This window comes from Coprococcus sp. AM11-30B (assembly GCF_027674365.1).
Taxonomy (GTDB): domain Bacteria; phylum Bacillota; class Clostridia; order Lachnospirales; family Lachnospiraceae; genus Allocoprococcus; species Allocoprococcus comes.
In genome coordinates this window covers 35,682-61,076 of record NZ_JAQDVB010000023.1, presented here as the reverse complement: position 1 = coordinate 61,076, position 25,395 = coordinate 35,682, and the positions used below count along the sequence as shown (strand labels likewise).

22 protein-coding genes and 6 pseudogenes are annotated in these 25,395 nt (G+C 42.4%); 1 reads left to right on the top strand and 27 read right to left on the bottom strand.

The annotated features are described in order from the left end of the window. Window positions 1-157 precede the first annotated feature (157 nt). From PGU50_RS14485 to PGU50_RS14380, 23 genes and pseudogenes are all read right to left on the bottom strand, one after another. Window positions 158-1,336, bottom strand: coding sequence for a sensor histidine kinase (locus tag PGU50_RS14485; RefSeq protein WP_270247266.1), 1,179 nt, complete (start codon window positions 1,334-1,336; stop codon window positions 158-160). Further along, the gene (locus PGU50_RS14480; RefSeq protein ID WP_270247265.1) at window positions 1,324-1,998 is read right to left on the bottom strand and encodes a response regulator transcription factor; all 675 of its coding nucleotides are present in this window, start codon (window positions 1,996-1,998) and stop codon (window positions 1,324-1,326) included. Before PGU50_RS14480 ends, PGU50_RS14485 begins: the two co-directional genes overlap by 13 nt. 304 nt (window positions 1,999-2,302) lie before the next feature. Continuing rightward, window positions 2,303-2,584, bottom strand: coding sequence for a hypothetical protein (locus PGU50_RS14475; protein WP_270247264.1), 282 nt, complete (start codon window positions 2,582-2,584; stop codon window positions 2,303-2,305). 14 nt (window positions 2,585-2,598) lie between these two features. Further along, the gene (locus tag PGU50_RS14470) at window positions 2,599-2,979 is read right to left on the bottom strand and encodes a TnpV protein (protein WP_270247263.1); all 381 of its coding nucleotides are present in this window, start codon (window positions 2,977-2,979) and stop codon (window positions 2,599-2,601) included. 85 nt (window positions 2,980-3,064) lie between these two features. Further along, window positions 3,065-3,127: pseudogene (locus PGU50_RS18265) on the bottom strand (Maff2 family mobile element protein); the annotation flags it as partial. Window positions 3,128-3,148: 21 nt separating this feature from the next. Continuing rightward, window positions 3,149-4,759 (bottom strand): recombinase family protein, encoded by a 1,611-nt coding sequence (locus PGU50_RS14465; RefSeq protein ID WP_098924870.1) that lies wholly within the window; start codon window positions 4,757-4,759, stop codon window positions 3,149-3,151. A 111-nt stretch (window positions 4,760-4,870) separates the two neighbouring features. Beyond that, on the bottom strand, window positions 4,871-5,059 hold the full coding sequence (locus tag PGU50_RS14460) for a transposon-encoded TnpW family protein (RefSeq protein ID WP_002569233.1): 189 nt from the start codon (window positions 5,057-5,059) through the stop codon (window positions 4,871-4,873). After that, entirely contained in the window at window positions 5,056-5,913 is an 858-nt protein-coding gene (locus PGU50_RS14455; RefSeq protein WP_098924872.1) for an ATP-binding protein, read from the bottom strand. Before PGU50_RS14455 ends, PGU50_RS14460 begins: the two co-directional genes overlap by 4 nt. After that, window positions 5,910-6,653 (bottom strand): phage replisome organizer N-terminal domain-containing protein, encoded by a 744-nt coding sequence (locus PGU50_RS14450; protein ID WP_109215853.1) that lies wholly within the window; start codon window positions 6,651-6,653, stop codon window positions 5,910-5,912. Before PGU50_RS14450 ends, PGU50_RS14455 begins: the two co-directional genes overlap by 4 nt. Next, on the bottom strand, window positions 6,643-6,855 hold the full coding sequence (locus PGU50_RS14445) for a hypothetical protein (protein WP_005927784.1): 213 nt from the start codon (window positions 6,853-6,855) through the stop codon (window positions 6,643-6,645). Before PGU50_RS14445 ends, PGU50_RS14450 begins: the two co-directional genes overlap by 11 nt. Window positions 6,856-7,039: 184 nt before the next feature. After that, entirely contained in the window at window positions 7,040-8,662 is a 1,623-nt protein-coding gene (locus tag PGU50_RS14440; RefSeq protein WP_109215852.1) for a relaxase/mobilization nuclease domain-containing protein, read from the bottom strand. Next, window positions 8,634-9,029, bottom strand: a complete 396-nt coding sequence (locus PGU50_RS14435) for a plasmid mobilization protein (RefSeq protein WP_109215851.1) — start codon at window positions 9,027-9,029, stop codon at window positions 8,634-8,636. The genes PGU50_RS14440 and PGU50_RS14435 overlap by 29 nt, the downstream gene beginning before the upstream one ends. A gap of 420 nt (window positions 9,030-9,449) precedes the next feature. Further along, complete coding sequence (locus tag PGU50_RS14430; RefSeq protein WP_270247262.1) at window positions 9,450-9,869, bottom strand: winged helix-turn-helix domain-containing protein; 420 nt, start codon at window positions 9,867-9,869, stop codon at window positions 9,450-9,452. A gap of 206 nt (window positions 9,870-10,075) precedes the next feature. Continuing rightward, a complete protein-coding gene (locus PGU50_RS14425; protein ID WP_109215850.1) occupies window positions 10,076-12,238 on the bottom strand; it encodes a HelD family protein in 2,163 nt (720 codons plus the stop codon). Between the two features lie 694 nt (window positions 12,239-12,932). Beyond that, on the bottom strand, window positions 12,933-13,307 hold the full coding sequence (locus PGU50_RS14420) for a hypothetical protein (RefSeq protein ID WP_071144610.1): 375 nt from the start codon (window positions 13,305-13,307) through the stop codon (window positions 12,933-12,935). 151 nt (window positions 13,308-13,458) lie between these two features. Further along, window positions 13,459-13,587: pseudogene (locus PGU50_RS14415) on the bottom strand (Maff2 family mobile element protein); the annotation flags it as partial. Between the two features lie 124 nt (window positions 13,588-13,711). Continuing rightward, window positions 13,712-14,878: pseudogene (locus PGU50_RS14410) on the bottom strand (VirD4-like conjugal transfer protein, CD1115 family); the annotation flags it as partial. Between the two features lie 589 nt (window positions 14,879-15,467). Then, window positions 15,468-15,755: pseudogene (locus PGU50_RS14405) on the bottom strand (TnpV protein); the annotation flags it as partial. 31 nt (window positions 15,756-15,786) lie between these two features. After that, window positions 15,787-16,050: pseudogene (locus tag PGU50_RS14400) on the bottom strand (23S rRNA (uracil-5-)-methyltransferase RumA); the annotation flags it as partial. Window positions 16,051-16,207: 157 nt separating this feature from the next. Beyond that, window positions 16,208-17,392: a helix-turn-helix domain-containing protein gene (locus PGU50_RS14395; protein ID WP_270247260.1), complete on the bottom strand. Its 1,185-nt coding sequence runs from the start codon at window positions 17,390-17,392 to the stop codon at window positions 16,208-16,210. A 24-nt stretch (window positions 17,393-17,416) separates the two neighbouring features. Continuing rightward, a complete protein-coding gene (locus PGU50_RS14390; protein ID WP_270247267.1) occupies window positions 17,417-18,157 on the bottom strand; it encodes a DUF5986 family protein in 741 nt (246 codons plus the stop codon). 113 nt (window positions 18,158-18,270) lie between these two features. Further along, window positions 18,271-18,886, bottom strand: a pseudogene (locus PGU50_RS14385) (N-acetylmuramoyl-L-alanine amidase); the annotation flags it as partial. 317 nt (window positions 18,887-19,203) lie between these two features. Continuing rightward, complete coding sequence (locus tag PGU50_RS14380) at window positions 19,204-20,226, bottom strand: hypothetical protein (protein WP_270247259.1); 1,023 nt, start codon at window positions 20,224-20,226, stop codon at window positions 19,204-19,206. Window positions 20,227-20,536: 310 nt separating this feature from the next. Between PGU50_RS14380 and PGU50_RS14375 the strand changes: the two genes are divergently transcribed. Further along, entirely contained in the window at window positions 20,537-20,785 is a 249-nt protein-coding gene (locus tag PGU50_RS14375; RefSeq protein WP_033121501.1) for a DUF6061 family protein, read from the top strand. 49 nt (window positions 20,786-20,834) lie between these two features. Here the strand turns inward: PGU50_RS14375 and PGU50_RS14370 are convergent, their stop codons facing one another. The 4 genes from PGU50_RS14370 to PGU50_RS14355 are packed head-to-tail and all read right to left on the bottom strand — an operon-like array spanning window position 20,835 to window position 25,383. Beyond that, window positions 20,835-21,860, bottom strand: coding sequence for a sensor histidine kinase (locus tag PGU50_RS14370; protein ID WP_055228679.1), 1,026 nt, complete (start codon window positions 21,858-21,860; stop codon window positions 20,835-20,837). Then, complete coding sequence (locus PGU50_RS14365) at window positions 21,857-22,534, bottom strand: response regulator transcription factor (RefSeq protein WP_055228678.1); 678 nt, start codon at window positions 22,532-22,534, stop codon at window positions 21,857-21,859. Before PGU50_RS14365 ends, PGU50_RS14370 begins: the two co-directional genes overlap by 4 nt. Before the next feature lie 19 nt (window positions 22,535-22,553). Further along, complete coding sequence (locus PGU50_RS14360) at window positions 22,554-24,626, bottom strand: ABC transporter permease (protein WP_055228677.1); 2,073 nt, start codon at window positions 24,624-24,626, stop codon at window positions 22,554-22,556. Beyond that, complete coding sequence (locus PGU50_RS14355) at window positions 24,616-25,383, bottom strand: ABC transporter ATP-binding protein (RefSeq protein WP_033121505.1); 768 nt, start codon at window positions 25,381-25,383, stop codon at window positions 24,616-24,618. The genes PGU50_RS14360 and PGU50_RS14355 overlap by 11 nt, the downstream gene beginning before the upstream one ends. Window positions 25,384-25,395: the final 12 nt, after the last annotated feature.

Sequence of the window (25,395 nt, the reverse complement as noted above, 5' to 3'; positions counted from 1 at the left end):
AACCTGTATAAGATTTTCAATGTTCTTCAATTTAGCCTTGACTTTTTATTTGCAGGCTTTATTTCTTTAACAACATCATACAAATCAATTCTCAATAAATTCACAACAAAAAAGACTAAAACCACTTTATTTGTGATTTCAGCCTTATAAAGTATTTTTATTCAGCTTTGAAAAGAGCTTCTACATGAGCACCGCCTTGTCTGGCATTATATATTTTCAAATTTCCTCCATGCTTTTCACAGAAAATACGAGAAATATACATACCAAGGCCAAAATGCTTTAAATCATCTTGTGGATTCTTATGATAAAATGGCTCTGTTACTTTTTCCTCAGTATCCACAAATCCTATTCCATCATCTTCAACAGAAATTATAAGAAAACCATCCTTTTTCTTTATCTGCAAAGCAATACTTTTTTGTGCATATCGAACCGCATTTTCCAGTAAGTTGTCTGTCACTTCCATGACAAGTTCCTCATCCACTTTCACAATGTTTTGTTCCTGCACTCTTTCTACCTTACATAATTTACTTTCCTTCTTGGACAGCATGGCAGCTTCTGCCTCAATCTTTTTTGCCAGTTCTGATAATTCTATCTCTGAGCGTTGCAGTTCCCTCTGTTCTAAATGGGACATTTTTCTCATGTTTTCCGTGAAATGCTCTATACGGTCAATCTGATACATGCCTGTTTGTAAGATATCAATAACATCCTCTGTTTTTATACTCTCAGCAGAAACAAACTCTAAGAGCATTTCCTGATACCCACGCAATATGGAAAGTGGAGAACGTATATCATGTGCAATTGCATTCCGCAAAGCCTTCTCGTCATCAATCATTCGCCACATCTTTCTGTTGTTATCTGATAAATCACTTCGCATCATTTCAAATTCTTTACACAAAGTTCCCATCTCATCTTTATTTTCATAGGACACATGAAAATCCAGTTCATTATCTGCAATCATTTGTGAGGCATCTTTTAGTTCCTGTAGAGGTGTCTTTAACTTATTTTTATAAAAAAAGAATACCGCAACAACACTCCCAACAATCGAAAAAATCAGTACCGAATATGTTTCCATAAAGTCACACATTTCCGAAAGATGATGGTCCAAACGATTCATCTGCGATTGATTAGGTCTTGATATCTCAATCTCGTATTTCTTTCCATATTGCTGAAACACGTCCGTATAATCTGCATAATCAATATATTTTTCCCATATTTTATTCTGCATATTTCTTGCAAAATGAACTGTAAATCCAGATAACAGAAATGCTGCCGTTAAGCTGATTACAAAATAAAGCAGAATTGTTTTTTTCAGTGACAAGTTTCTTATTTTTTCCATCGGTATCCAATCCCCCATACAGTTTCTATGTATTCTTTTTCTGAATAATCCGCTATTTTTTTCCTTATACGCCGTACTAATTCCGTTATCGTTCTACTGTCCCCTTCCGCATCATATCCGCAGACTTGTGCATATATACGTTCTTTATCAAACACCTGCCCTGGATGCATGGATAAGAATTCAATAATCTGATATTCAATTTTTGTGAACTCCATCCTGTGTCCAGCTATAGTTACTATTTTTTCAGAATAATCAATCAGCATTTCATCCATGAAACGGTATTCCGTTTTTTGTTGATGCCTTTCTTCTCTCTTTATGTTTGTGACAATCCTTGCTTCCAACTCCCGAAGACTAAATGGTTTCGTAATATAGTCATCCCCACCCGAAAGCAACCCATTAATTTTATCATCTTCATCAACTCTTGCTGTTAGAAACAAAATCGGGCATAACACTTTACTGCGTATCAGACGACATACTTCAATCCCATCCATACGTGGCATGTTGATATCCAATAAAATAATATCCGGTTTCATTTTTATTTTATTTAATGCTTCCATTCCATCTGCAGCCGTAATGGTTTCATATTGTTTCATATTAAAATAACTACAAAGCATTTTCACCAATTCTTTATCATCATCAACAACTAAAATCTTGTATTTCATCCAAACCACCTCCAGTATCCATATTATACGATAAAAAACAATGAAATCACAACAAGAGTACATGAAGAACGTAAGCACAATATATCTTTTTTCTCAATTCCTGCTCAATTTCCACTCAATGTCTTTTACCTCCGATTTTCGTATGCTTATCTCACAGCAAAGCAGTACCACACCGGTACGACCTGCTGAATCAATCAATACGAAAATAGAGGTGTTTTTTATGCAGGTGGGAGAGCAAAGACCTCCTGTGGCTGATTGCTTTCACAGAAGGTCTTATTTGTTTATGCTGTCACATTTTCAAATTTCAGATATGGTTGTCTTTCTCACACACCAGCCTTTCATAATCCAGAAATTCACGGATATACATTTCTTTTGCCGCAATACCTTCCATGGCATTTTTCGCTAAAATAATTCTGTCCAATGCCTGCCACATCTCCTGTCCGTCATCTCTGAGGACTGGTTCCAGTATTTCTATGTAATGATGAATTTCTGCTTCCAGAGAAAACATCTCTGGATCGGATTCAAGAAATCTTTCCAGTTCCCGCTGGTATTCTTCATAATAACTTTCAATCAATTCTCTTCTCATATCTGGAATCCCCCTTATACATAAATCAGTTCCTGTTTGATGATTTCAGCAGCCCGGTTGCGGATATTGTTGCAGTGGCGTACCCATTCCATAGGATTCTGTCTCTTCAGTTTCTCAGTAACTCCCTCCGCACTTCGCATTTGAGCTTCAATCAGCTCAAAGTGTTCCTGTGACTGTTCATTCAAATCTGCCAGATAGCTGTCCAGTCTGGCGGTCAGAAGAAGATATGTATAAGTTCCAGATTTATGTGCTTTCAGATATTCCTTCCGAAGCATTCCACAACAGCCAATCGGTCTGGCTTCCTCCGGATAGTCAAGATTCGGTAAATAATAGTCTCCCACTTTTGTGTATTCGATTTTCAGGGTGTCTCCTTTCGCTTTGCATGAAATTGTCATGTTATCTGCGTAGGATGTGCATTTTTCCTTTAAAATCTTTTCACATAGAAGACATTAAGTGCTTGATGCCCTGTGATTTTGCTCAAGTGAGATAAAGAAGTAAAAGAAGTGTAAAAAATTTTGCCGTTCCTATCCGGCACTTGCGCATTGTGTCGGATAGGTCGGGCGGTTATTCGGGCAAGTCCACCTTGCCAACAAAAGAATAATAAATCTCAATGTCCTGTCTGCGGGTCTTGTTCTCGTCATAGCTGCACTCATGCACAACGATTTTCTCTACAAACTCCCGCAGCAGAGTAGGGGTAAGTTCTTCAAAGCTGGTATGCCGCCGGACAACATTCATAAACTTTTCTGCGTTCACGGTGGCTTCCTGTGCTTTGGAAAGCTCCGCTTGGATAGCGGCGGCTCTTTCTTTCAGCTCCCGTTGTTCTGCTTCATAGTCTGCCGACAGCTCTGTGAAACGCTCGTCTGATATGCGCCCGGTCACGCTGTCCTCATACAGCCGCTTGAAGATAGCGGATAACTCGGCTATGCGTTTCTCGGCGGCTTCCAGTTCCTTTTTCTTGGCGGCGTTCCTGCGCTTGCCCCCGTCCTCGTTCTGCTCAATCAAGAGCTTCATAAACCGGGCTTCATGCTTTGCCGCATAGCTTGTCACTTTCCGCAGATTGGAGAGTACACCAGCGGTCAAGAGGTCGGTGCGGATAAAGTGCGCCGTACAGTCATGGGTGCGCTTCTTGTAGTTGCCGCAGATATAACAGTCCTGCTTGCGCTTGTCCGTCTGGTATCGCTGCTGATACATCACGCTGCCGCAGTCCGCACAGAACAGTATGCCGGAGAACAAACCCACTTCATCATAGCGGTTGGGGCGTTTGCGCTGTTTGCGAAGCTCCTGCACCCGTTCCCATGTTTGGGTGTCTATGATAGGCTCGTGGTGGTTCTCGAAAATCACTTGCTTTTCCAGGGGATTTTCTACACTGTGCTTGACTTTGTAAGAAAGTTTTTCTGTCTTGAAATTTACCAGACAGCCTGTGTATTCCCGGTTTTCAAGGATATGCACTACGGTATTAGTCGCCCACTTGCACTCATAGCCGGGGTGGTAGCGGCGGGTGCTGCCCGTCCTGCGGTATTCCAGCGTCCCCGGCGTGGGGATTTGCTGCTCTGTGAGCATACGGGCTATCTTAGTCGGACCATTCCCAGCAAGGCAGAGGTTGTATATCTGCTTGACTACGGGTGCAGCTTCCTCGTCAATAATAAAATTTTCGTCCTCGTCCATGAGGTAGCCATACACAGGCTTGCTTGTGATGGGCTTGCCACTCATACCTTTTGAGCGTTTTACTGCTTTGATTTTCTTGCTCGTATCTCTCACCAGCCATTCGTTAAATATATTCCGCAACGGGGCAAAGTCATTGTCGCCCTGTGCGCTGTCCACTCCGTCATTGATAGCGATGAAGCGGACACCTTTCTGTGGGAAAATCATTTCTGTGTACATTCCCACTTGCAGGTAGTTTCGCCCTAACCTCGACATATCCTTTACGATAACTGTCCCGACTTTTCCGGCTTCAATGTCCGCAAGCATGGCTTGAAAACCGGGTCTTTGAAAGTTCGCACCAGAATAACCGTCGTCCGTGTACCAGCGCAGATTGGAAAAGCCGTTCTGCTTTGCATAGGTTTCAAGGATACGCTTCTGATTGGAAATGGAATTGCTCTCGCCTTGCAGCTCGTCCTCATGGGAAAGTCTTGGGTAAAGGGCGGTAATTGGTTGTTGGTTGGTCTGTCTTAACATAAAATCCTCCGTTTCCGACAGCCAGCCCCACTATTCCGTACCTTGATTGTACCACATGGGGCGGCTGTCTGTATAGCGGCAAAAGCGTCAAATCTGCTTCTTTATGGTCGGTCAAATCGCCGTTTTTTGTGTAGCAGCTTCCGCTTCCAGCACTTTCATCATCTTGTCGGCTGCGGTGTCGGTTGCGCCCTGCTTGAAGAAGCCGGAAACGGTAAGGACGGAGTTGCCCATGCGGATTTCCGTTACACAGTCCGGGCGGCGGTCTGTTTTGGTGGTGCTTGTCTGTTTCGTTTCTGTCATAGGCTCTCCTTTCGCTGCTTCATCAGCTGCTTTAAGCGTTCCAGCTTTTCCTGTGCGGTTTCCTTTCGGAAGTTGCTGCCCGTGAAGCGGACAGGGGCGCACATGGAAGTCAGCCTGTCATAGATACGGGCGTGGGGTGTGTCCTGCGGGTGCTGCAATTCCTCCAGCGTGAGGTTGGTCGTGGCGATCAGCGGCTTGCCGCTTCGGTAACGGCTGTCAATCACGCTGTAAACCTGTTCCAGCCCGTATTCTGTCCCTCGCTCCATACCGAAATCATCAAGTATCAGCAGGGGGTAGCTGCAAAGGCGGGAAATATATTCGTTCCTGCCCTCAAAGCTGGCAGCAAGGTCATTGAGTATCGTTGCAAAGTTTGTCATGCGAACGGCAACCTCTTTTTCCATAAGGGCGTTGGCGATACAGGCGGCAAGGTAGCTTTTTCCTGTCCCCACGCCTCCCCAAAACAGGTAGCCGATATTTTCAGCCTGCATGGTTTCCCAGCTCTCCACATAAAAGCGGGCGGTTTCGGTCTGTGGGTTTCTGCCGTTGTCATGCTCAAATGTCCAGTTCCGCATAGCGGGGTCGGCAAAGCCCCGGCGTTTCAAGTCCTCCACTGTTTCAAGGTGCTTCTGTCGGCTTTCGGCGGCTTGCTGCTTTTCACGGGCTGCCCGCTGGCAGTCGCAGTCTGTTGGGTGTCGGTCATGCCCTAACCATTGGGCGGTTTCTTTTGAAAAGTAGGCTTCTTTGGGCGTATGGCACTTGCCGCAGTATAAAAGCCCGTCCTCGCCTGTGTAGTCCTCCGCTTCGGCGGTAGTGGTTGTAATATCCGTAATCATAGCTTCAATCTCGTTTTTCATAAGCTCTCGCCCTCCTTACATGAATAATCGGGTATGCCCTGTTTCGGGGCAGCCTTGCCTTTGGCAGCGTCCTCCTGCGCCCACTTGTAAATGGTGGCTGCATGGCTCTGGTACTGCTTCCCGGTGGAAGCGATATGGCAGGAAAGCCGGTCAATATAATACTCCCACTTGTCGGGCAGCTCTGTTTTCAGCCCGGAAAGCTCTGTATCGGTCAGTATCACATTGTTGTATCTGCCATAAGCGGCGGGGGCGGGGTGTCCCGTTTCTCCCTCTCTCTCTTTTTCTATCTCTTTCTCTAACTCTATCTCTATCTCTGGTGGACGAATGTCGGACAAATGTCCGCCTTTTGTCCGGGGCGGTAAAAGTGCCTTGTTTTCCAGCCTTGCAGCCCGTTTTCTCTCGGCTTCGGTAGAGGACTGTCCTATCATCAGCTCAATATCGGTCATATAAAAAGCCCCGCTGTCAAGCTGCTCCACAAGCCCCAACTGCCGGAAAATCTCTAAAGCCCTTTCAACCGTCCCTATCTGGTGGCGGGTCAGTGTCGCTATCATCTGCGCTGTGTAGGGGATATGCTCGTCAAGCTGCAACTTCCCGCCGTTTTTCAGAGATTTTAAGTACAGCTTCAAGAGGATATTGGAATATAAAATCCCGTCTTTCATATCTTCCAGCAGCACAATGGAGTCGCTGTCAAAAAAATTCTCTTTCAGCTTGAGGTAGTAATACTTGCGGTTATCTGCCATTGTCCCTGTCCTCCTTTTTCCGGCGTTTGGAGTAGTAGCGGGGGCAAAGTATGATAACCGCCCGGAAGCTCTGCTTACAGCTATGGGTACAGCCCCGGCAGAGGTCGTTGTATGTGATACGGTCGCAGGTGGTATTCCCGACTTTTACTTGCCGCAGGAAAAAAGACCATTCCAGCCGCCGTTTCTTGCTCATTCTTGGCATGGGTGCGCTCCTTTCTGCCGTTTCCGCTGGTGTGGCGGTATCGACGGTAATTCTGTATCATCTCGGTATCATTTTCGGGGTTTTTCTGCCCTGTAAGCCCGTTAAAAAATCCTTTGGTATTGCGGGTAGAGTACGGGGCAGCCCCCTTGTTCTGTATGGGTTCGGGTACATTTTGGGGTGGTTTTTATCGTTCCTGTTCCTGCCTTTTCACAGGCTTGCGCTCCCGGCGTAAAATCTGGTCGATATTGCCCTTGACAGTCTGTAAGCGGCGGTATTCCTCCCGTTTTGCCCGGTAATCGTTGTAGCCGCTGTTTTTCTCTTTGATAAGGGCTTCAATCTCTGCTTGCAGGGCTTTATAGCTCGGCAGCTTGGAAATGCCGTTCTCCTTGAAATAACGGGCGGCTGCGTCTGCTATGATAAAGTCGCTTTCGTGCTTCTGTCGGTAGGCTGCTTTTGCTTTGGCGTTTTTCTGCTGTTTCAGCCCGTCCCGGACAGGGCGGGTCTTGGAATAGGCAAGCACCTGCCGTTGCAGCTCCTTTTTCCCGTTCAGCGTCTTTTCCACCTGCTTCAGCTCTGTAAGGCTTTCCTGCATGGCGGCATAAGCGGCAGAACAGGCTTCGTCCAGTTCCTCCGGGGAAGAAAAGCCGTACTGTTGATAGGCGGTAACAGTAGCTGCCATTTGCTTTAGGTTGTGCTTTGCCGCCCAGCGGTCATAGCCCACGCCCTTGCCCTCGGCTCGCTTGGCTTCCCGGTCAACCATGCGCTGCAAGGTGTTGTCTGCCGGGGTGGTTTTTGCGGCTTTTTCCTCCCGCAAGCGTCCCTTTTGGGTGTGGGGGTATTCGGGTATGGCTTTGGTCTGTTCGGCGGCTCTGTGGGCGTTCTGCGTGAGCAGGGCAAGGACAGCAGCCTTGTCAAAATCGTCCCCCAGCTTCCGGGCTGTGATAGGCTTTGTCCTGTCCGGCGTGAGGTAGGAAAGCCGCCCCCGGCTCTCCTTGACAGTTACGCCCTCCCGCAGCAAAAGGGAAGAAAACTCGTCAAAGCTGCCAGCTTGGGAAAGTGCCTGCCGTATCGTCCGGCGCAGCTTCGCCTTGTCCGTTTCAAACTTGGTGGGCTTGGTCGGCTGTCCTGCGGCTTCTCTGACAGCGTTCTCTTTATCAAGGGCAAGCTGCCCTTTCTTTGCCGCCCAGTATTCCCGTTCCGTTATCCGTTCCTTGCTGCCGTTCAAGAGGTCGATTTGGTAAAGCCCCTCCCGGTGGCACATCTCCATGACTTCACTCTTGAAATATTCCATAGCGGCGTTGGTGCAGCGGTGCTTGCAGCCCGCCCGTGTGTCGGCTGGTCTGTCCATGTAGGGCAGAAGCGGGACTTCGTAAATCCGCAGGGAGTTGATGACGATATGCACATGGATATTGCCGCTGTGGTTATGCCCGTCCGGGTGGGTGCATACAAGGGCTTGGTGTCCGGGGAAATGCTCTTTGCAGAACTGCTCGCCCAGCTCCTGCGCCCGGTCTACGGTCAAGCCGTTGTCTGTCCCGTCCCGTGGGTCAAAACTGATGATATAGTGGTGGCTTTTCACATCTTCCCGTTTTTGGTTTTTCTCATAGCGGAGATTGGCTCGCATACAGGCAACGGCGAAATCCTCGCCCCCGCAGTTGAGGGAAGAAATGCGGTAATCCTCCCTCGGTATCAGCCGCCCGTTTTCATCAAGGGTGGGCTTCATGGTAAACTCGTCATGCTCAAATGTGAGGTAGGCTTCCGCTGCGCCATAGTCGGCATTTTTAGAGCTGATATGTTTGAATGTTGCCAACAGCGTCACCCACTTTCTGCAAGACTTCAAACTTTAGGGCAGCAAGGTCGGAAATCGCCGCCCGTACCTCCCCGGCAAGCTGCGGGTAGGGGCTGTGCCACTCATTCAGCGTCCGGGCTATCTGGTTTAAGTTGCCGCCGATCCTGCCGTATTCGGCGGTCAGCTTCCCGACAGCGGCAAGCAGCTCGTCATTGACGGGGGAAACGGTTATGATGGGGCGTATGGCTGCCCCGGTTATGGCTTGCCGGATAAACTCGGCTTGGCTCATGTGGTAAGCAGAAAGCCTTTCCGCAAACTCGGCGTATTCTTCCTCGGTCATGCGTGTCTTGACTACCCGGCTGCGGTGCGGTGTGTTGTATCTTTTCATGGTCGGCAGACCTCCTTTCTGTGCGTGGTGTTCTCTCACTAATAGGAGAAAAACAGGGGGTAAAACGGAACTGTTTTTGAAAAAATCCGAAAAAATATTTTGAGGGATTTTTAAGCGGCGCAAGCCGCATAAGCAGGGTTTGGGGAAGGCACTCCCCAACAAGATTCCCGCAGGGGCAAAATGAGCGAAAAGCGAATTTTGGCACCTCGGTAGAATCTTGCTCTAAGAAAACGGCGAAACTCCCCCTTTACTCCTTACTACGCAGAGAAATGCAAATATGGCAAAGTTTTGAAAAACTTTTTGATAAAACTTTTCGACAAAGCTGGAAAATCAGCGCGGTTTTTGGTGCAAAAAAACAGGAAACCTTTTCTGATTTCCTGTCATGGTATGCCGCTGTAACGGGCGGCGGTTATTCTGTTGTCATTCCCCGGAAGCAAACTTGTAGCCCATACCTAAAACGGTTTTTATGTAAATGGGCTTGCGGCTGTCCGACTCTATTTTTTTCCGCAGGTTGTAAATCACATTTGCAACGCTTGACTGGCAGCTTTCACTTTCCATGTGCCAAACGGCTTCAAATATTTGTGTCCGTGTGAGGACAATGCCGGGGTTGGAAGCAAGATATACAAGGGTACTGTATTCAAGGCGGGTAAGGCTTACTTCCTCCCCGTCTTGAAATACCTGGCGTTGGTTCTGCTTTATTTCCAGTCCCGGAAAAGATAACACGGAAGCGGTTGTGATCTGCATGGGTTCAATCTGTATATAATCAGATATTGCCGATATGATTTTGTCAATCGCTGTTTCCTCTTGTTCGTTAAGTGTCAGCAGTAGTAATTTCCCCATGTTCATTACCTCTTTTATCCGTTGAATTTAAACTATATTTTTCTGTCGTGTTTTTGACAGTAAGCAACAAATATATATGATAGAGAGCGTAATGTCAATTTAATGCCATTAAAAGAGAAAGATGGTCTGTCTAATTATTATCATTTTGTTCATATGCACTTACGCTGCGTTTGGCATTTAGGCAATTCAATATATTGTAAATTTATCTATATCAGCGGGCTAACCTCATTTTCACAAAATAAGCTAAGTTTGTGAAGCGCTCTTGTGCAGGCAACATATAAGAGGTTTTTATCATCTTCATCATGGTAGTTTTGGCTATCTGCATCACAAATTAAGACAGTATCAAATTCTAATCCCTTTGACATATATACTGGTAAGATAAACACGCCTTGTAAATCTGATACGCTCCCATTTTTAATTAATTGAATATCAAGTTTGTGTTTAATTTTATTAAATAGATAGGTTGAATTTTTTTCGGTTTTACAAATTAAGCATATCGACTGAAACCCTTTCTCTTGGCATAATTTTATTTCCTTAACAATTTCATCAATGAAGATTTCGGAATTATCAGCAATATATACTTTTGGGCTATCGCCATTCCGATTAAAACTTTTTATCTGTGAACTTTGTTCAATGAACTTTAAACTAAAATTTAAAATTTCATTCGTACAACGGAAACTTTTATCCAACATAATAAGAGAAGATTTTTTCTTGTTCAATATTTTTTGAATTTGTTCGTAGAAAGAAATATCTTCTTTTTTGGCAAGAGTCTGTTTCATATCTCCTAAAATAGTAAATTTGGCATTAGAAAAAAGAAAATTAAATATTTCATATTGGAGAGGGTAGTAGTCCTGTGCTTCATCAATGACTACCTGCTTAATATTTTTATATTTATTTGTTCCGTATATTTTTAAATACAAATAAGCGATTGCTATTGCGTCATCATAATACAAGCTGTCTGCTTCCAAATTTTCCTTAGTATATTTCCAAATATTTTTTATGTTTTGTGACGGATTGCTATTTTGCAGCAGGCTATAAAAATAGGCTTCATTGCTAAATAATATTTTATATAATTCAACAATGTCAATTTTTATAAATTTCTGTATTTCCTGCTTGATTAGATTTTTTTCTTCTTTATGCCCCCGCCCTTTTCCTGTTCCAAATATTTGTTCTAAAATATAATCTTCTAATTGTTCTAATTTTATGCCTAATGGTGTTTCTGGTCTTCCTAATATCTTGTCTTTTAGAATTTGCCCGCTTACAACGCATTTTCCCTCATAATAAACATCTTCAAATTCTATCCACTGGCGGGGTATATCAATGAGAAATTGGTCTAAAATTTCCCTAAAAAAACTTGACGTTTTAAATTCTATACTATTTCTTGAAATTTCCTTGTATTTTGAATTGACAATCAAGTTTTCTAAAAAATCATTTCTTGACTGAATTTTCCTGCCATTTAATAACTCACTAAGTATATCTTCAAACACGGAAGAAATAACATTATCTTCTCCCAATTCGGGCAATACATTTGAAATATATTGCTCAAATATAGAATTTGGGGAAATAATCATAATGTTATTTGCGGACAGCTTTGTTTGTAAACCTTGATACATAAGATAAGCAGCCCGGTGGAGAGCAATAGAGGTTTTTCCACTTCCCGCTACACCCTGTACCATTAGCAGGTCATTTTCCATATCTCTAATAACCACGTCCTGTTCATGCTGAATTGTTTCAACAATAGCTTTCATTTTAGCAGTAGTGTTTTGTGACAGTAATTGCCTTAAAAATTCATCAACAATCTGAACATCTGAATCAAAAAAATATTCCAGTGTTCCGTTTTTTATTTCATATTGGCGTTTCAAATTGAGTTCGCCTGTTACTCGTCCACATGGAGCGTCATAAAACGCTTCGCCTGTCATAAAACGATAGAAAACACTGGCAATCGGCGATCTCCAATCATAAACATACATCTCTTGATAGCTGTTTTTTCGTAGAGAAGAACGTCCAATGTATATTTTTTCAAATTCGTCCTCATCATCAAATTTAAAATCAATTCGGGCAAAATAGGGCGATTTTATCATCTTTTCTAACAGAAGTATTTTATGTTCTTCTTCTTCATAATCTATAATTTTGTCTGTAACAGGATTGATATATTGGCTTAATTCAACAAGTGCCTCGAAACCGTCTGATGTGTACAGTGATGTAATGCCGTGTTCTGTATTTTCACGCACATCTTTTTTGGCTTCGATAATTTCTGATTTTTTTTTGTCTGCCGCTTCTTTTGCCTGCTTTAATTGTTCCTCGGCTAAAGAGATTGTTTGTGCTAATCTTTTTTCTTCAAACGCTTTTTCTGTCTGATTATTCCCCATAATGATTATGACCTCCTTGAAAAATGAAAGAAAGTTTTACTGAAACATTGCTAGGCTAGTTTAGCATGTGTCAGCTTATATAAACAGTCTTGTATTCATAAAATTTGTATGGTATTATTACAGTGGGAGGAATTATGTTAGATATTTGATTTCTGCAAGCATATCAATTCTAATACGGGTAATTTAAACAATAAACAAATTGGGACAAAGAGTTATACCATTATGTCCCAATTTGTTATTACTCCATATCTTCAGCAGACAGAAACACAAGCCCGGCAAATTCTTCCTCAATCAGTTTCTTCAACTTTTCCGCTGTGCTCTATGCAGGTTCCCTTATCTCCATTCCAACCTATAATCTCTTTCTGTAAAAGCAAATCTTGTTCTGTGAAAAAATGATTTGGATTCCGTAGTAGTCGGCATTGTGCGTAATGTGTATAACTGGCTGTATCATGGAATTGTGGGTAACTCTGTTTGCAGGACGTGGGAAAGCTGCACTTTAGCTTTTCCATGTGCTGTGAATAGAGTTATCCATGATTCCATAGCCAGTTATGCACATTTCCATAATGCTTGTCTTTTGGTCTTTATCAAAATGAGCATATTGGTTATTAAGAAAAGCCCTGCATATTATCATATACAGAGCCATTCTAATCTTTTTACCCTCTACATAGAGCGTTTTCTTTCTGCAAAATTCATTTTACAGAATGATACCCGCTTTTTTTGCAAAATAGCCTTTTCTCCCGGTAAGTTCCGACTGTTTTTCCTTTGGCAGATTATTGAATAAATCCTCATAAAGAATATCGTCTAACTGCATTTCCCTAGCAAGTAAAAACACATTTAGACTAAGCCATTCCTCCCAAAGCCCTTCAAATAAACTATGGCTGTCTGTATAGGTGTCAAGTTCTTCAAAGCCATATGACGGTGTATAGCACTGCAATTTAACAAAACCGTACCTACCAACATCAACCACTAAAATATCTTCATCTTCCATTTCGTACAGTTCCGCAAACGCACCAATTACTTTGTAGCACATTTCCCGTTCTTTCTCTGTGATATATACTGTTTTTTCCATGCTCATTTACCTCTATCCTTTCAAATCGTGGAATACGGTTTTCAGTTTTCTTCTACTTCTAAACCACATATTTGAAATGCCACATACGCCATTTTATACGGAATAGAGGTTGGCTGTCTGCATTTATCGGTGTGTTACTTTATGGCACATGAGCATTTGCACCGGGATTATCATTTCCGTATCCTTCGAGAAGATTGATAACTCCCCATACACCCACACCTGCGCCGATTGTGGTTACTACTGTTTTAAGTCCTGTTACTGATGTTGTAAAAAAGCCCATTTGTTTGTCTCCTTTTTCAAAAAATAAAAAGGGAGCTTCTCTGAATTATAATTTTTAGAAAAGCTCCCATGTCATAAGTTCCATATTCAGTTGTAAAACAATTTCTGGTCACAATGTCCAGAAGTTAAGCTGTGATTTCTCCGACATCGCATACCTCATCCACCACATCATTCCTCTTAAAGCGGAGTCTGTTGCGGTTCTTGACGTATTTTTCAATGTCAAACTCATTCTTTTTGTCATAATCGGATAACAGCGTGTACTGCTTGTGCTTCGTTATATCAAACTTATCTGAGAAAAAAGGTCTCACGCCCCTAAGCTGCATGATACACTTGCTGCCATCCATGACCGCAATCTCGTCCTGGCTCATCAGTTCCTTTCCGGTCTTTTGGTAATTCAGACCGTAGGACTGACTCGTTCCCCTTGTATCTGAGGTATTGTAAAGGTCAATCGTTTCTTTTCCAAGGATTTCTGCCAGATCTTTCAGAGTATCTTTCTCTTTTCCTCCCAAAAACAGGGTTGTATCGCAGTTTCCTTCAATGGTCGATGCGTTGTCCTTATACAGAGCCTTTAGCTGTGACTTTGACTGCAAAATAATAGAAGCTGATATTTCCCGGCTACGAATGGTAGCAATCAGCTTCTCAAACTGTGGAATCTGCCCGATGTTCGCAAACTCGTCCAGTAAGCACCGGACGTGAATCGGCAATCTTCCGTTATATACATCATCTGCCTTGTCACAAAGCAGATTGAACAACTGCGAATACATGATACTGACAATGAAATTGAATGTCGCATCGGTATCAGAGATAATAACAAATAATGCTGTCTTTTTCTCCCCCAGTGTATCTAGCTCCAGTTCATCATAAGAAGTCAGGTCACGCAACTCCTTGATGTCAAATGGTGCTAACCTTGCACCACAGCTAATCAAAATAGATTTTGCTGTCTTTCCTGCGGCAAGTTTATACTTCTTATACTGCCTTACTGCAAAATGGTTCGGGTTCTTCTGCTCCAGTTCCTCAAACAGCAGGTCAACCGCATTTTTAAATTTCTCATCATCTTCCCTTGCTTCACTGGCATCCACCAGATCAATCAGCATGGAAAAATTCTGTTCCTCCTTCGGTGCTTCGTACCAGATATATGCGATCAGTGCTGTGTAATAGAGCTTTTCGGCTTTCACCCAGAAATCCTCAGAGGCTTGCTGTTCTTCCCCTTTGGTATTTACAATGATTGTGTTTACGAGTTTCAGAATGTCCTTTTCGCTCCGGATGTAAGCGAAAGGATTGTAATCCAAGCTAACAATATTTTCAATTAGCGACCTTAAAATAATTTGAGTCTCTGAAAATGAACCAATCGAAAACAATACATTAATTATGTCAAGTTGTTCCATAATCTTTCTAATAAAAAGACATAATACCGTGTCGATAAAATCATCTTGCCTTGAAGTTCCATAGCAAAGCTCATTTTCAACCTCGCCAAATCTTGTTATTAAAGATGCCAATACATGACTAGCTTGATCTATGATATTCTTCACCTCATCATTTTCATCAATCTTAAAAAACAACTCTCCAAAAGTATTCAAATAACTGTCATTCATAGTAAATTCCTTTCCGATATTAACCATCAACTGTTTCAATAAATAATTGTTTTATATCCCCCATTAAAGCAGGCTCAGAAATAGATAATGGAGATACATCGTTGTATGTTTTAAACACCTTACATTTTGTATTATCACCATAATTTAAACAATTTCCTTTTAATGCCTTCCCAAATCCGGAAAAGAGATAATATACTTCCGTTTCATTTGAATCTTGTTCTACTAACCCATATTGATATAACGATGATACCACTGCACTATTTTTTTGTTTCTCATCAATTCTCGTTTTTCTTATGTATTCCAATTCCGTAATGCCCTGCCTCTCCATCATCTGACGCACCAGAATATCCATTCTCTCCTGTGCTTCATCGTCCACAGTATTCAAATGTTCTGTCAATCTGTCTTCCAACATATACAGTGAATACATTGCCGGACGATGCTCTTTCAGATATGTTTTCCGCATCATTCCATATTTCCCATAATGCGGTTCTTCATCTGTACTGACAAGATTCGGATAGTAAATTCCGTCTGCGCCAAGTGTGTAGGTTCCACCCATTTTTTTAAATGTGCTTTTCATGTGTTATTCCTCCTTGAAATCAGCGATGTCCTTAGATCATCGCAAAGTATTTCAGGGCAGCCTTGATAGCATCTTCTTTCTCTTTCGGGCATTGTGGAACTCTTGCATTTTCTGATTTTGGAATATTATAGTTTTCTCCCACTTCAATTCCACATTTGCGTTTTACCTGAGAAATATATAAATTTGAAACCTTCAAGCCAAATTCTTTCAGCACATAATCTTTGATTTCCTGATAGGTTGCTTTCAACTCGGCACTAGTGGCATCCAGCTCGTCCAGGTCTAAGTCGATCTCTAATATACTCTGCATTTCGTTTTTGGTAGTGTATAAATCACTCTAACCCCCTGTAAAGTCAAGCAATTCTGCGGTTTCCACCCACTCTTTTTCCACTCTGTCCAAACTTATTCAATAAAAAAAGACCAGACATTTCGCCTGATCTTTTCATACTAATCACTTATTTTTTTCGCAACTGCAATATTGGTACAACTTTTTCCTCTACCTTTAAGGTATCTGGACGCAAATGAAGAAGTTTCTCCATATCTTCTGGATATAAAGTCACTCCATTTTTTTTGAATAAATCCAATACTTCTTTCGCCGTAAGTACATTTTGCTCTATCAGTAAATCAATGGCTCCTTGAAATATATTTTCATTCAAGGAATATGGTACATCGCCAGGTTCTTTAATTCTCCACCCATTTTTTGAAACTTGACGCATTAAATACTGATACTGGTTATCAGACATAATGCCCAACTGGTGTGTCCGGTAAATCATTGCCTGAATAGATACCTTCCACTTATTTTTTAAGAACTGATAATATTTTAAATCTGTAGGATATGAAGCAATGTCTTTACCAAAGCTGTCTCTAGGTAACAAAAATGCACTCGCAAACATGTTCGCCTGACGTTCTCTTGCTTTAAACTCATCTTTTGTTATAGCTTCCAGATCCTCACTCCATGGATGCAATAATATGTGTCCCAACTCATGAGCCATGTCAAAGCGAATTCTGCCTTCTGGTCTGTTTCCTAATGCAACTGCAATAAAATAAATATCATTTCCTGCCACTATAGTTCGCTGACTAAACGCATCTATTTTATCTTCGTTGGTATCAAATCCCGTTACAATTATTCCATTTTTTTCTAAAAGATACTGTAAATCCTTTATTGGTCCAGTACCAATATCCCAATATTTTCTTACCTGAGCAGCAATATCCTCTATTTCTTGAATTGCATCCTCGTTCTCACACTCAAATACATCATCACATCCTACAAAATCAACACTTGGTAAATTCATTTCAGGAAATGAAATGAATTCCAGAAGTATCTCATACATTTTTGCTACATATTCCAACTTAATACTCTGCGCTGTTCTATCTTTCTTTGTAGCACTTGCCAATGAACGAAAATAGGTTGTTTCTGTTTTTGCAGCATAACTATCCTTTTGAAAAAAGTAATCATACGGAAAGTTAAGCTCCGATGCCAAGAGCCTAACTTTCATATAATCTGGTGTGTTATTATCATTCTCATATAAGGAAATTGACTGCTTACTGATTTCGGTCCGCTTCGCTAATTCAGTAAGCGTCAACCCTCTATACATTCTTGCACTTCTTAATCTCTCACCGTAAAACTTTTTTTCTATCATAATCAATATCTCCTGAATTTATTTTCAGGCCCTTTTCTCGATTTCCCGAAGTTTTGGCTTTATACCACTCTTTATAGCAACTAAGCCCTTCTTATCCGGCTTCGCATCTTCGTCTGTATCTTCTGAAGGCCCAATATCTGTAAGCCGTGCAAAGTCTGGTTTAATATATTGCATAAGAGACGCTTCATCTACAATATTAAAATCTTTATCTAAAAACCTCAGTTTAATATCTTTGATTTCTCCATTCTCCGCTTTATATGCAATAATATAATGTTTATAATCTTCTTCTACATTAATCATTCCCTGACTAATTTTTTCAAAATCCTGTTCCAACACATCTGTATCAAAAATCGTGATTCCAAAATCTTCTAATGTCATTTGTCTTTCTTTCGCAATACAATCCTTATTTTCGACATAAAGAACTGATTGTAAATAGTGTGGATTTTCACGATTTTTCTTTTTGGGAACGCCAGACAATGTACCTTCTGTCATTATCGAATAGGTAATATGCTCTTTTCGATCAATGACCATTCTTCCAGACCAACCATACCTCTGGAAAGGAACAAGATCAATGTCATCTTTCACCACATGTGTTCTTAAGTTTGTATTGATATTGTCCCCTCTTAGAAGTATAATCGCATTATTAGTTTCCCGATGATTTTCTCTTAAATATTGTTGCAAATCATCCCCGATAGCTTTCTCTATGCAATAAACAATTTTTCTGAGTAAATCATCATTGATTACTATTTGAGTATTTCTATTCACGTCCAACGAAATTACCTCCTGACTTTATTCTGTTTTTAATTTTTACATAAAATGTTATTTTTGTCAAGTGGTACTTCGTTTTCGTTTTAATTTGTACATTCCAATGTTAATAACTAAATCCTGTGAACATAATCCAGTGAAATCCATCCATCACGATTTTTCTGATAAGATTTCAGAAACCCCCCAAAGGCTCGCACCCTTGTCTTCTGCTTCTTCCACAATAGTGAAAGCACCTTTTCCGGTGTACTTACCTGTTTTGTCGTAGTCTGTTCCCGGACCCTTGCGGATGTTCAAATCTTCGATGGATACTCTCACAAGATACGGTGTAAATATATCATTGGAATAAATCACTTTACCGGATTCATCAAATACGGAATATCCTTCATTTTCATCTGCACACCTCTTGGCATTTTCCAAACTATGGAATGCACCTTTCTGCGTGCCAAAATCTGCCCATATCTTACGCACACGGTACCAGACTTCCTCCAGTTCTGCTGCCTCGCTCTTAATTCCAATCATAGCATTTAAGATTGTAATAATCTTTGCACCATATCCGGCTCCTGCTGCCCATCCTTTTCCGGCTGGATTTTCTTTCTGTCCAAACCACTCCACATATTCCGCACAGCCTCTTGCGGCATACTTGAAGCGTGGATCAACGCATTCATTCTTCAAATCCACTGTGGAAGCATAGGCTTTCAAATGCTGAACCTGCGCCCTGATACCAAGCTTTATATAAAAAGGCTTCTGCCGGAAGGTATCATACATTTTCGCAAAAGTGATACCTTTTAGCAAAAGCCTATTATTCAGCAGAGTCTCAAAACACCCCACTGTTTCAATATTCAAATGCTTCATTCAAAAGACCTGAAAACACACATTCATTTTCTCCCCTTAATATCCTACAAACCGCAGAAAATCAAGGTTTCTTTGAAAGCAGACAAACGGTTTCAATATTCCCCTGAACTTTGATTTTATACTGCATAGCAAAAGTATGCAATATATTTTCAAAGTGGGGTATAAGATTTACCCCCGTAAAATAACTACCCATTCTAATCAATAGTTGCTATTATTCGATTTTTTAATCTTTCCGGAATTTCTTCCTCTGTTTCCCAAATGATTGTATTCTTTTGTGCTATGTCAAAATGTAACCGCACATCCTTTTTACATAATTGGATCACTGGCTTTCCTAAGCCCATCGCATATCCTTCTTCAAAGTACGCTCCATTATTCTGATGCGACAAATCTACCACAACAAATTTACTATCTCTTATGTATTTTAATAACTCTGGAGTTATAAAATCATTATGTTCTACTTCATCAATAAAAATTGCTACATAGCCAGCTGACATTATACCTTGGCGTATCATTTCTCTGAGTTTTTTTGTATCATCTCCAAATTTCATGGCAACTAAAACATTTTTACCATTTGCAGTATTCTTCTGAATAGCATCTACTCTGGCATAACCTTCTGGTGATAATGTGATAGGTCGATCATTTTCTCCACCATTCCATGACTGTGGTGATAAGATGTAATTCCTATCAACTAAAAACTTTATCATATAATTCATCTGTGCCTGTATTGCATCATCAGTCCTCTTTTTATAATTACCATCTTTATAATCGTATCTATCAACAAAAAGACAACTGATCATTTCCTCTTTTGGTAGTTTAACATATTCACCCATGTGCCTAATACGAGAATTCAAGTGAAGTAAAATATTATCCACTTTTTCAGTAAAAGTTTTTGGATACCAGTTTTCTACGTTTTCATTTTCCAATCTGACTGGATGCCCGTGTATAACATCTCCATGTTCAAAATTTTTCTTGTACTCATCACAGCGCTCTTTACTCATAGTAGTAAAATATCTGTATTCTTTCATGCTTTCCTTAAATCCATTGTACAGCAGGTATGAACTCAAGTGATTCAAATTGAACTCTGTTAATTCTGCAAATTGCACATAATACTCATATCTGCCACAAATCGGACATGAATAAAAATATTTGACCGGGTCCATGGAATGTTGCATATATGCTTTAGCTCCACACACAAAACATGTTCCGTTGTTTTCCATTTGCTCTCCTCCTAACGTCTTCACTTTTGCGAAAAAGTATCCTTTTGCAAAAATGTATATTTCCCGTTCTCCAAAGCCTATCCCCTGGGGTAGACCTTCACTTATATCATCACTCTGTGGAAACAGAAACACACATCCATTTTTCTTCCAAAATCGCATAAACCTTTGGCTTAACAGTGATAAGGAACTAATTTACTTATCAACTGTTAGCTGACGGTTTCCGGGGTGCATACGGACAAATCCCGTCTGATTTCTAACAGGAAGTCAGACGGGATTTTCGCTTTATATTACGAATTATGGAGGACATACCATGAAAACCTTAATATCTTGTGCCTACAATATGGATAATTGCTGTGTGGAAGTGAAATTCAGCGACGGCAGTATGATTGCGATTGACACTATCGTCGTTGAGAACGAGATTGCTGACAATATGTATCAGCGGTCAGAGCTGGATTATTTGATCTACAACGCTCCTTTGGAGTATGCAGACCTTATCTTGAACGGCGATCCCGAAACCTATTTGAAAACTGTAACAGAATACAAGCCTTGGGATAGCTGACAACACGCTGCCCGCAGGAGAAAATCCTGCGGGCGTTTTTCTGTTTATATTATTTCCCTCCGTTGGATCTCAATTTAGGAAAGAAGATGACAATCTTGAAGCTCTTTCCCCACTGGGAAGCTGCTTCCAGATGAAGATTTAGATCGTCGGCCATCTTCTTAACCAGGTAAAGTCCCATACCGGTAGCCTTCTTTCTGCTGTCAGTAGAATCCCCGGTAAAGCCCTTTTGAAAAATGTACGGCAGATTATATTTTTTTACGCCAATGCCGTTATCTTCAACAGAAAGGATATCTGCAGTCTCCGAATGTATCACGGAAATTGTAAGCATGGGACTATCGCTGCTATATTTGATGGCATTGCTAACGATTTGTCCCAACATAAACTGAAGTCCTCTACGGTCTGTATAGACTGTTTCAGATTGCAGTTTGTTGAGAATGACAAAATGCTTCTCTTCAAGAAGTGGGGCATAGTCCTCCAGAACTTCACCCAAGCAGTCATTCAAATTGACATCCTCAAATCGGTAATCCTTTGTACTGCTCTTCAACCGGGCATAGTACAGCATCTGCGTGACATCCTCCTGAAGCTGACTGCGGACATAATCCAGCTTTGCTTGCAGGGAAGGAGAGATTTCATCGTTCCGGTTATCCAAGAGCATGGTCAGCAACGATAGGGGCGTTTTCGCTTCATGTGCCCAGCCCTCCACGTATTCTTCATAGTCCCGTAGGGCATCCGCCATATTGTTACTCTCGTTTTTGTATTCCCGTAAAACCGAAGCCAAAAATCGGACAGATTCTCCTTCTTTCTGACTAATGGCACTGAGCAGCCGTTCTTCATTGCAGATGGTAGGATCACTGAGGAAATCTCGGAACAGTTCCATGTGGGTGTTCTCCCTCTTGTTTAGTACAAACAGAATCGCTGAAAACAAAAGGATGCTCGTCAGAACTACTAACCCGATCAAGGTTTGAAATACCTGAATGTCAGAAATCCAAAGAATGACAGCGCAAAAGCAATCCACGCCCAGCAGCAACAGAAGCCAGGGGTAGTACCGTTCTATCATGTGCCAAAGCTGCTTCATAGAGACACCTCCGCTTCCAAACGGTAGCCCATTCCTCGAACTGCAACGATTCGCTGCTTCATTTCAAGGGCGGACATCGTTTTTTTCAGCCGGGTTAGGTTAACCTGCAAGGCATTTTCATCTATGTATTCCGTGGTTCCCCATAGTGCCATGCAAAGCTGCTCCGTCGTGACCAGAGCATCGCCGCCGGACAAAAGAGCGACCAACAGTTTTCCCTGATTTTTTGGAAGCACCACAGAGGTATTATGAATATAAAGCGTGTAGGTCTGCTGGTCTAACAGGAAATCTGGTCCCTCTATGAGATTGGTACGGCCTTCATACCTTTTGAGAATATTGGATACCCTGGCAAGAAGTCGATCTTTTCTGCACGGCTTCGTCAAATATTCATCGGCACCCAACTGGAACGCTTGCAGTTCATCCTTTACCTGATCTCTGGAAGTCAGCACCAGGACGGGGATAGCAGTTTTATTCTTTAGCTCCTGGCAGATTTGAAAGCCACTGATCTCCGGCAAGTTCAGGTCTAAGATCACAAGGTCAGGGCGGAGGGCTGCCAAGAGCCGAGCGGCATCTTCAAACTCGGTAATTGCCTCCACAAGATAGCCGTCCTTTTGGAGCATATCGCAGAGTTCTTCCCGCATATAGACTTCATCTTCCACAACAGCAATTCTTTTCATGACAGCACCTCCTTCCAAATTATTCTTCTCTCTGCGGCTGCATCAGTGTCAGCAAATACCGATCACTGGAGCGCTTGACCACTCTCATATAAATATATTCTATCACGCAAAGTAGTAAAATCATAGCAGCAGATACAAGCAGCATTTCAGACACTGTCCCACGGGTTCGGGACGAGAGTATCCCTGTAAATAACGCCCTGACTCCAAACAGACTGCTGACAGCCGCAACCAATACAGGAAGTCCCATAAACCAGGTAATTTGCTTTCCAGCAGACTGGCAAAGGGTTTCGTAAGTAGCTCCCAGGCGGATCAGGGTCTGGTATCTGCGCCCGGTTTTCTGCTGACTCATCAGGAACTGAACACCCACGATGGTGTTGGCAACTACCAGGAAAACAATCGCAAGATAGAGGGTAATATAACTGGATGCTATGGTGTAGAAAAGCTGACGACCTATATTCTGAAGATAGCTTTCATATTCAATGCCAGTTTCGTCCAGCTTCTCGTTCAAATCCAAATATGCAGTCATAAGGCTATTTCCATCCAGAGCCTGCTCACTGAGCACCGCATTGACATAGGTATCATACATTCCCTGGCTATAATATAGGAATGCTTCATCCGGAAGAATCAATGCAAAGGACAAGGTTATAGAACGGTCCGTGACCAAATTCACAGACTGAACCTCTCCTGTAAGATGAATCGGACTACCATCCAGTTCCACCTTGGGCTGTCCGGCCAATACTTGGTTCAGCATTGCGGTACGACTTACCGTAGTAAACTCTGTATCAATATAGACAGCGGCCTCCTTTTCGCCTAATTGGAGAGCCGGTTTGCCGGACAATTCCAACAAACGATTATAGTCCGATAAACAAATCAAATATGGGTATGTGGCATAACCAAGATTGTTCAGAAGGACATCCCGGTCTTCCGACTGGGGCAGGCTCCGAAGAGAGTCCATAACAGCGTCCATGCTGTAGGCATTATCATAATCTTCTGTGGTGCGAATACGCCCAACCCTCATTTCAAAAAGCTCTGAAAATTGATTTTCCAAACCGTTTTCTTTCAGGGCTGCCTTTATATTCGGAAGAACCTGCGATGAATCTTCTGCAGTATGATCTTCAAAAGTATAGTCGATTACATGGCCAGAAGACAGGCTATTCGTTCCTGCAATTCCTACGCCCGCACCAAAACAACACAGCGCCGCCAGAATCAGCAGGGAGCTGATGGCCATGGAGGTTGACTGATGAATAACATTCTCCTGAATCTGCCGGAAGGTAAATACATGAAGCTGCTTATTTCCTTTTCCTTTCTTAACAATCAAAGCAATCAGCGCACGCATCCCATAGAAAAGCAGCATCGTACCAACTATGCCCAACAGCAAAGTCAGTCCCATCATACTTACCTTTGTCCATGCAATTCCCTGAATCGCCATGTAGTAAGCCACTGCCAACATCACACTTCCGCATATAGCAGCCAGTCCATAGATAACAGATGGCATTTGCTTTTTGGGGCGGTTCGTTGGCTGGGATAGCAAAGTACCGATCTCCTGGCGGCTGATTCGTCCACTCAAAATCAGAAGTGCCGTCAGCTTAATTGCCAGAAATCCTGCCAGCGTCCATTCAATTGCAGACCAGGATAAAGAAAACTGATGACCGATGATCCCCATGCCTACCAGCTTGGCGGTGACAAGACTGACAATTTCTGAAAGCACCACAGCCACAGGTAAGCCTATGAGCATGGCAAGAATACTGGTCAGGAAATCTTCCGCCAGAAGCATACCAAACAGTTTACTTCTACGCATCCCCAACATTAGATAAACACCAAACTCATGCCGTCTGCGCTCGAACTGATACTTGCAGGCAAAATAGATCAAAAAGAACAGAATACCGAGGGTCATCCCATAAAACGCAGGAATCAGAAGCAGGAGTTTGTCAACTGCGTCACTCTCCATTTTCTGCAAAAAGAGCATCACATCTTGAGTGGAGATGGAAAGAATCATGTAAAAGGCAACAATAGAAATCACCAGGGAGCTGAAAAACAGACCGTTTTCCTTTCGGCTGCGGTGGCTGTTCCGAAGAATGAGATTAGAGAACATTTGCGCTGCCCCCTCCCAGTTGCGCCATCACCTTCAGGATGCGCCCGTAGAACTCCTGCTGGCTTTCGTCTCCACGCCGAAGCTCATGAAAGATCACGCCGTCCTGGATGAACAGAATGCGCTTGCAAAAGCTGGCGGCATTGGAATCATGGGTTACCATCAGGATCGTAGCTTGTTCGTCACGATTCAGGCCGGACAGCTTCTCCATAAGACTTCTTGCGTTCTTAGAATCCAGCGCACCCGTCGGTTCATCGGCAAGGATCATTTGGGGATGTAAGATCAGAGCCCTTGCTGCCGCAACACGCTGACGCTGGCCGCCGGACATCTTGGACGGAAACTTATCCAGAACATCAGTGATTTCCAGATAGTCAGCCAACTGCTTCAGCCGCTGGCTGCTTTCTGCTTCGGATACCCCATGCAAGGAAGTCGGGAGCAGGATGTTTTCCCTGCCAGTCAGGTTGTCCAGCAATTCAAAGTTCTGGAATAGATAACCAACTTTTTTGCCACGGTACTCTGCAAGAGCCTTTCCCTTGAGGGATTGCAGAGTATCGCCTTCCACCTGAATGCTTCCACCTGTGGGTTGAATCACAGTCGCAATACAATTGAGCAGTGTGGATTTACCGGAACCGCTGCTTCCCATAATGCCGAGAAACTCTCCCGGCATCACCTGGAAGGTGATCCCATTCAGTGCCTTTGTTTGACTTGGCACATTGCCATAGATTTTTGTTAAATTTTCAATATTCAAAATGGGTTTCATGTGAATACCTCC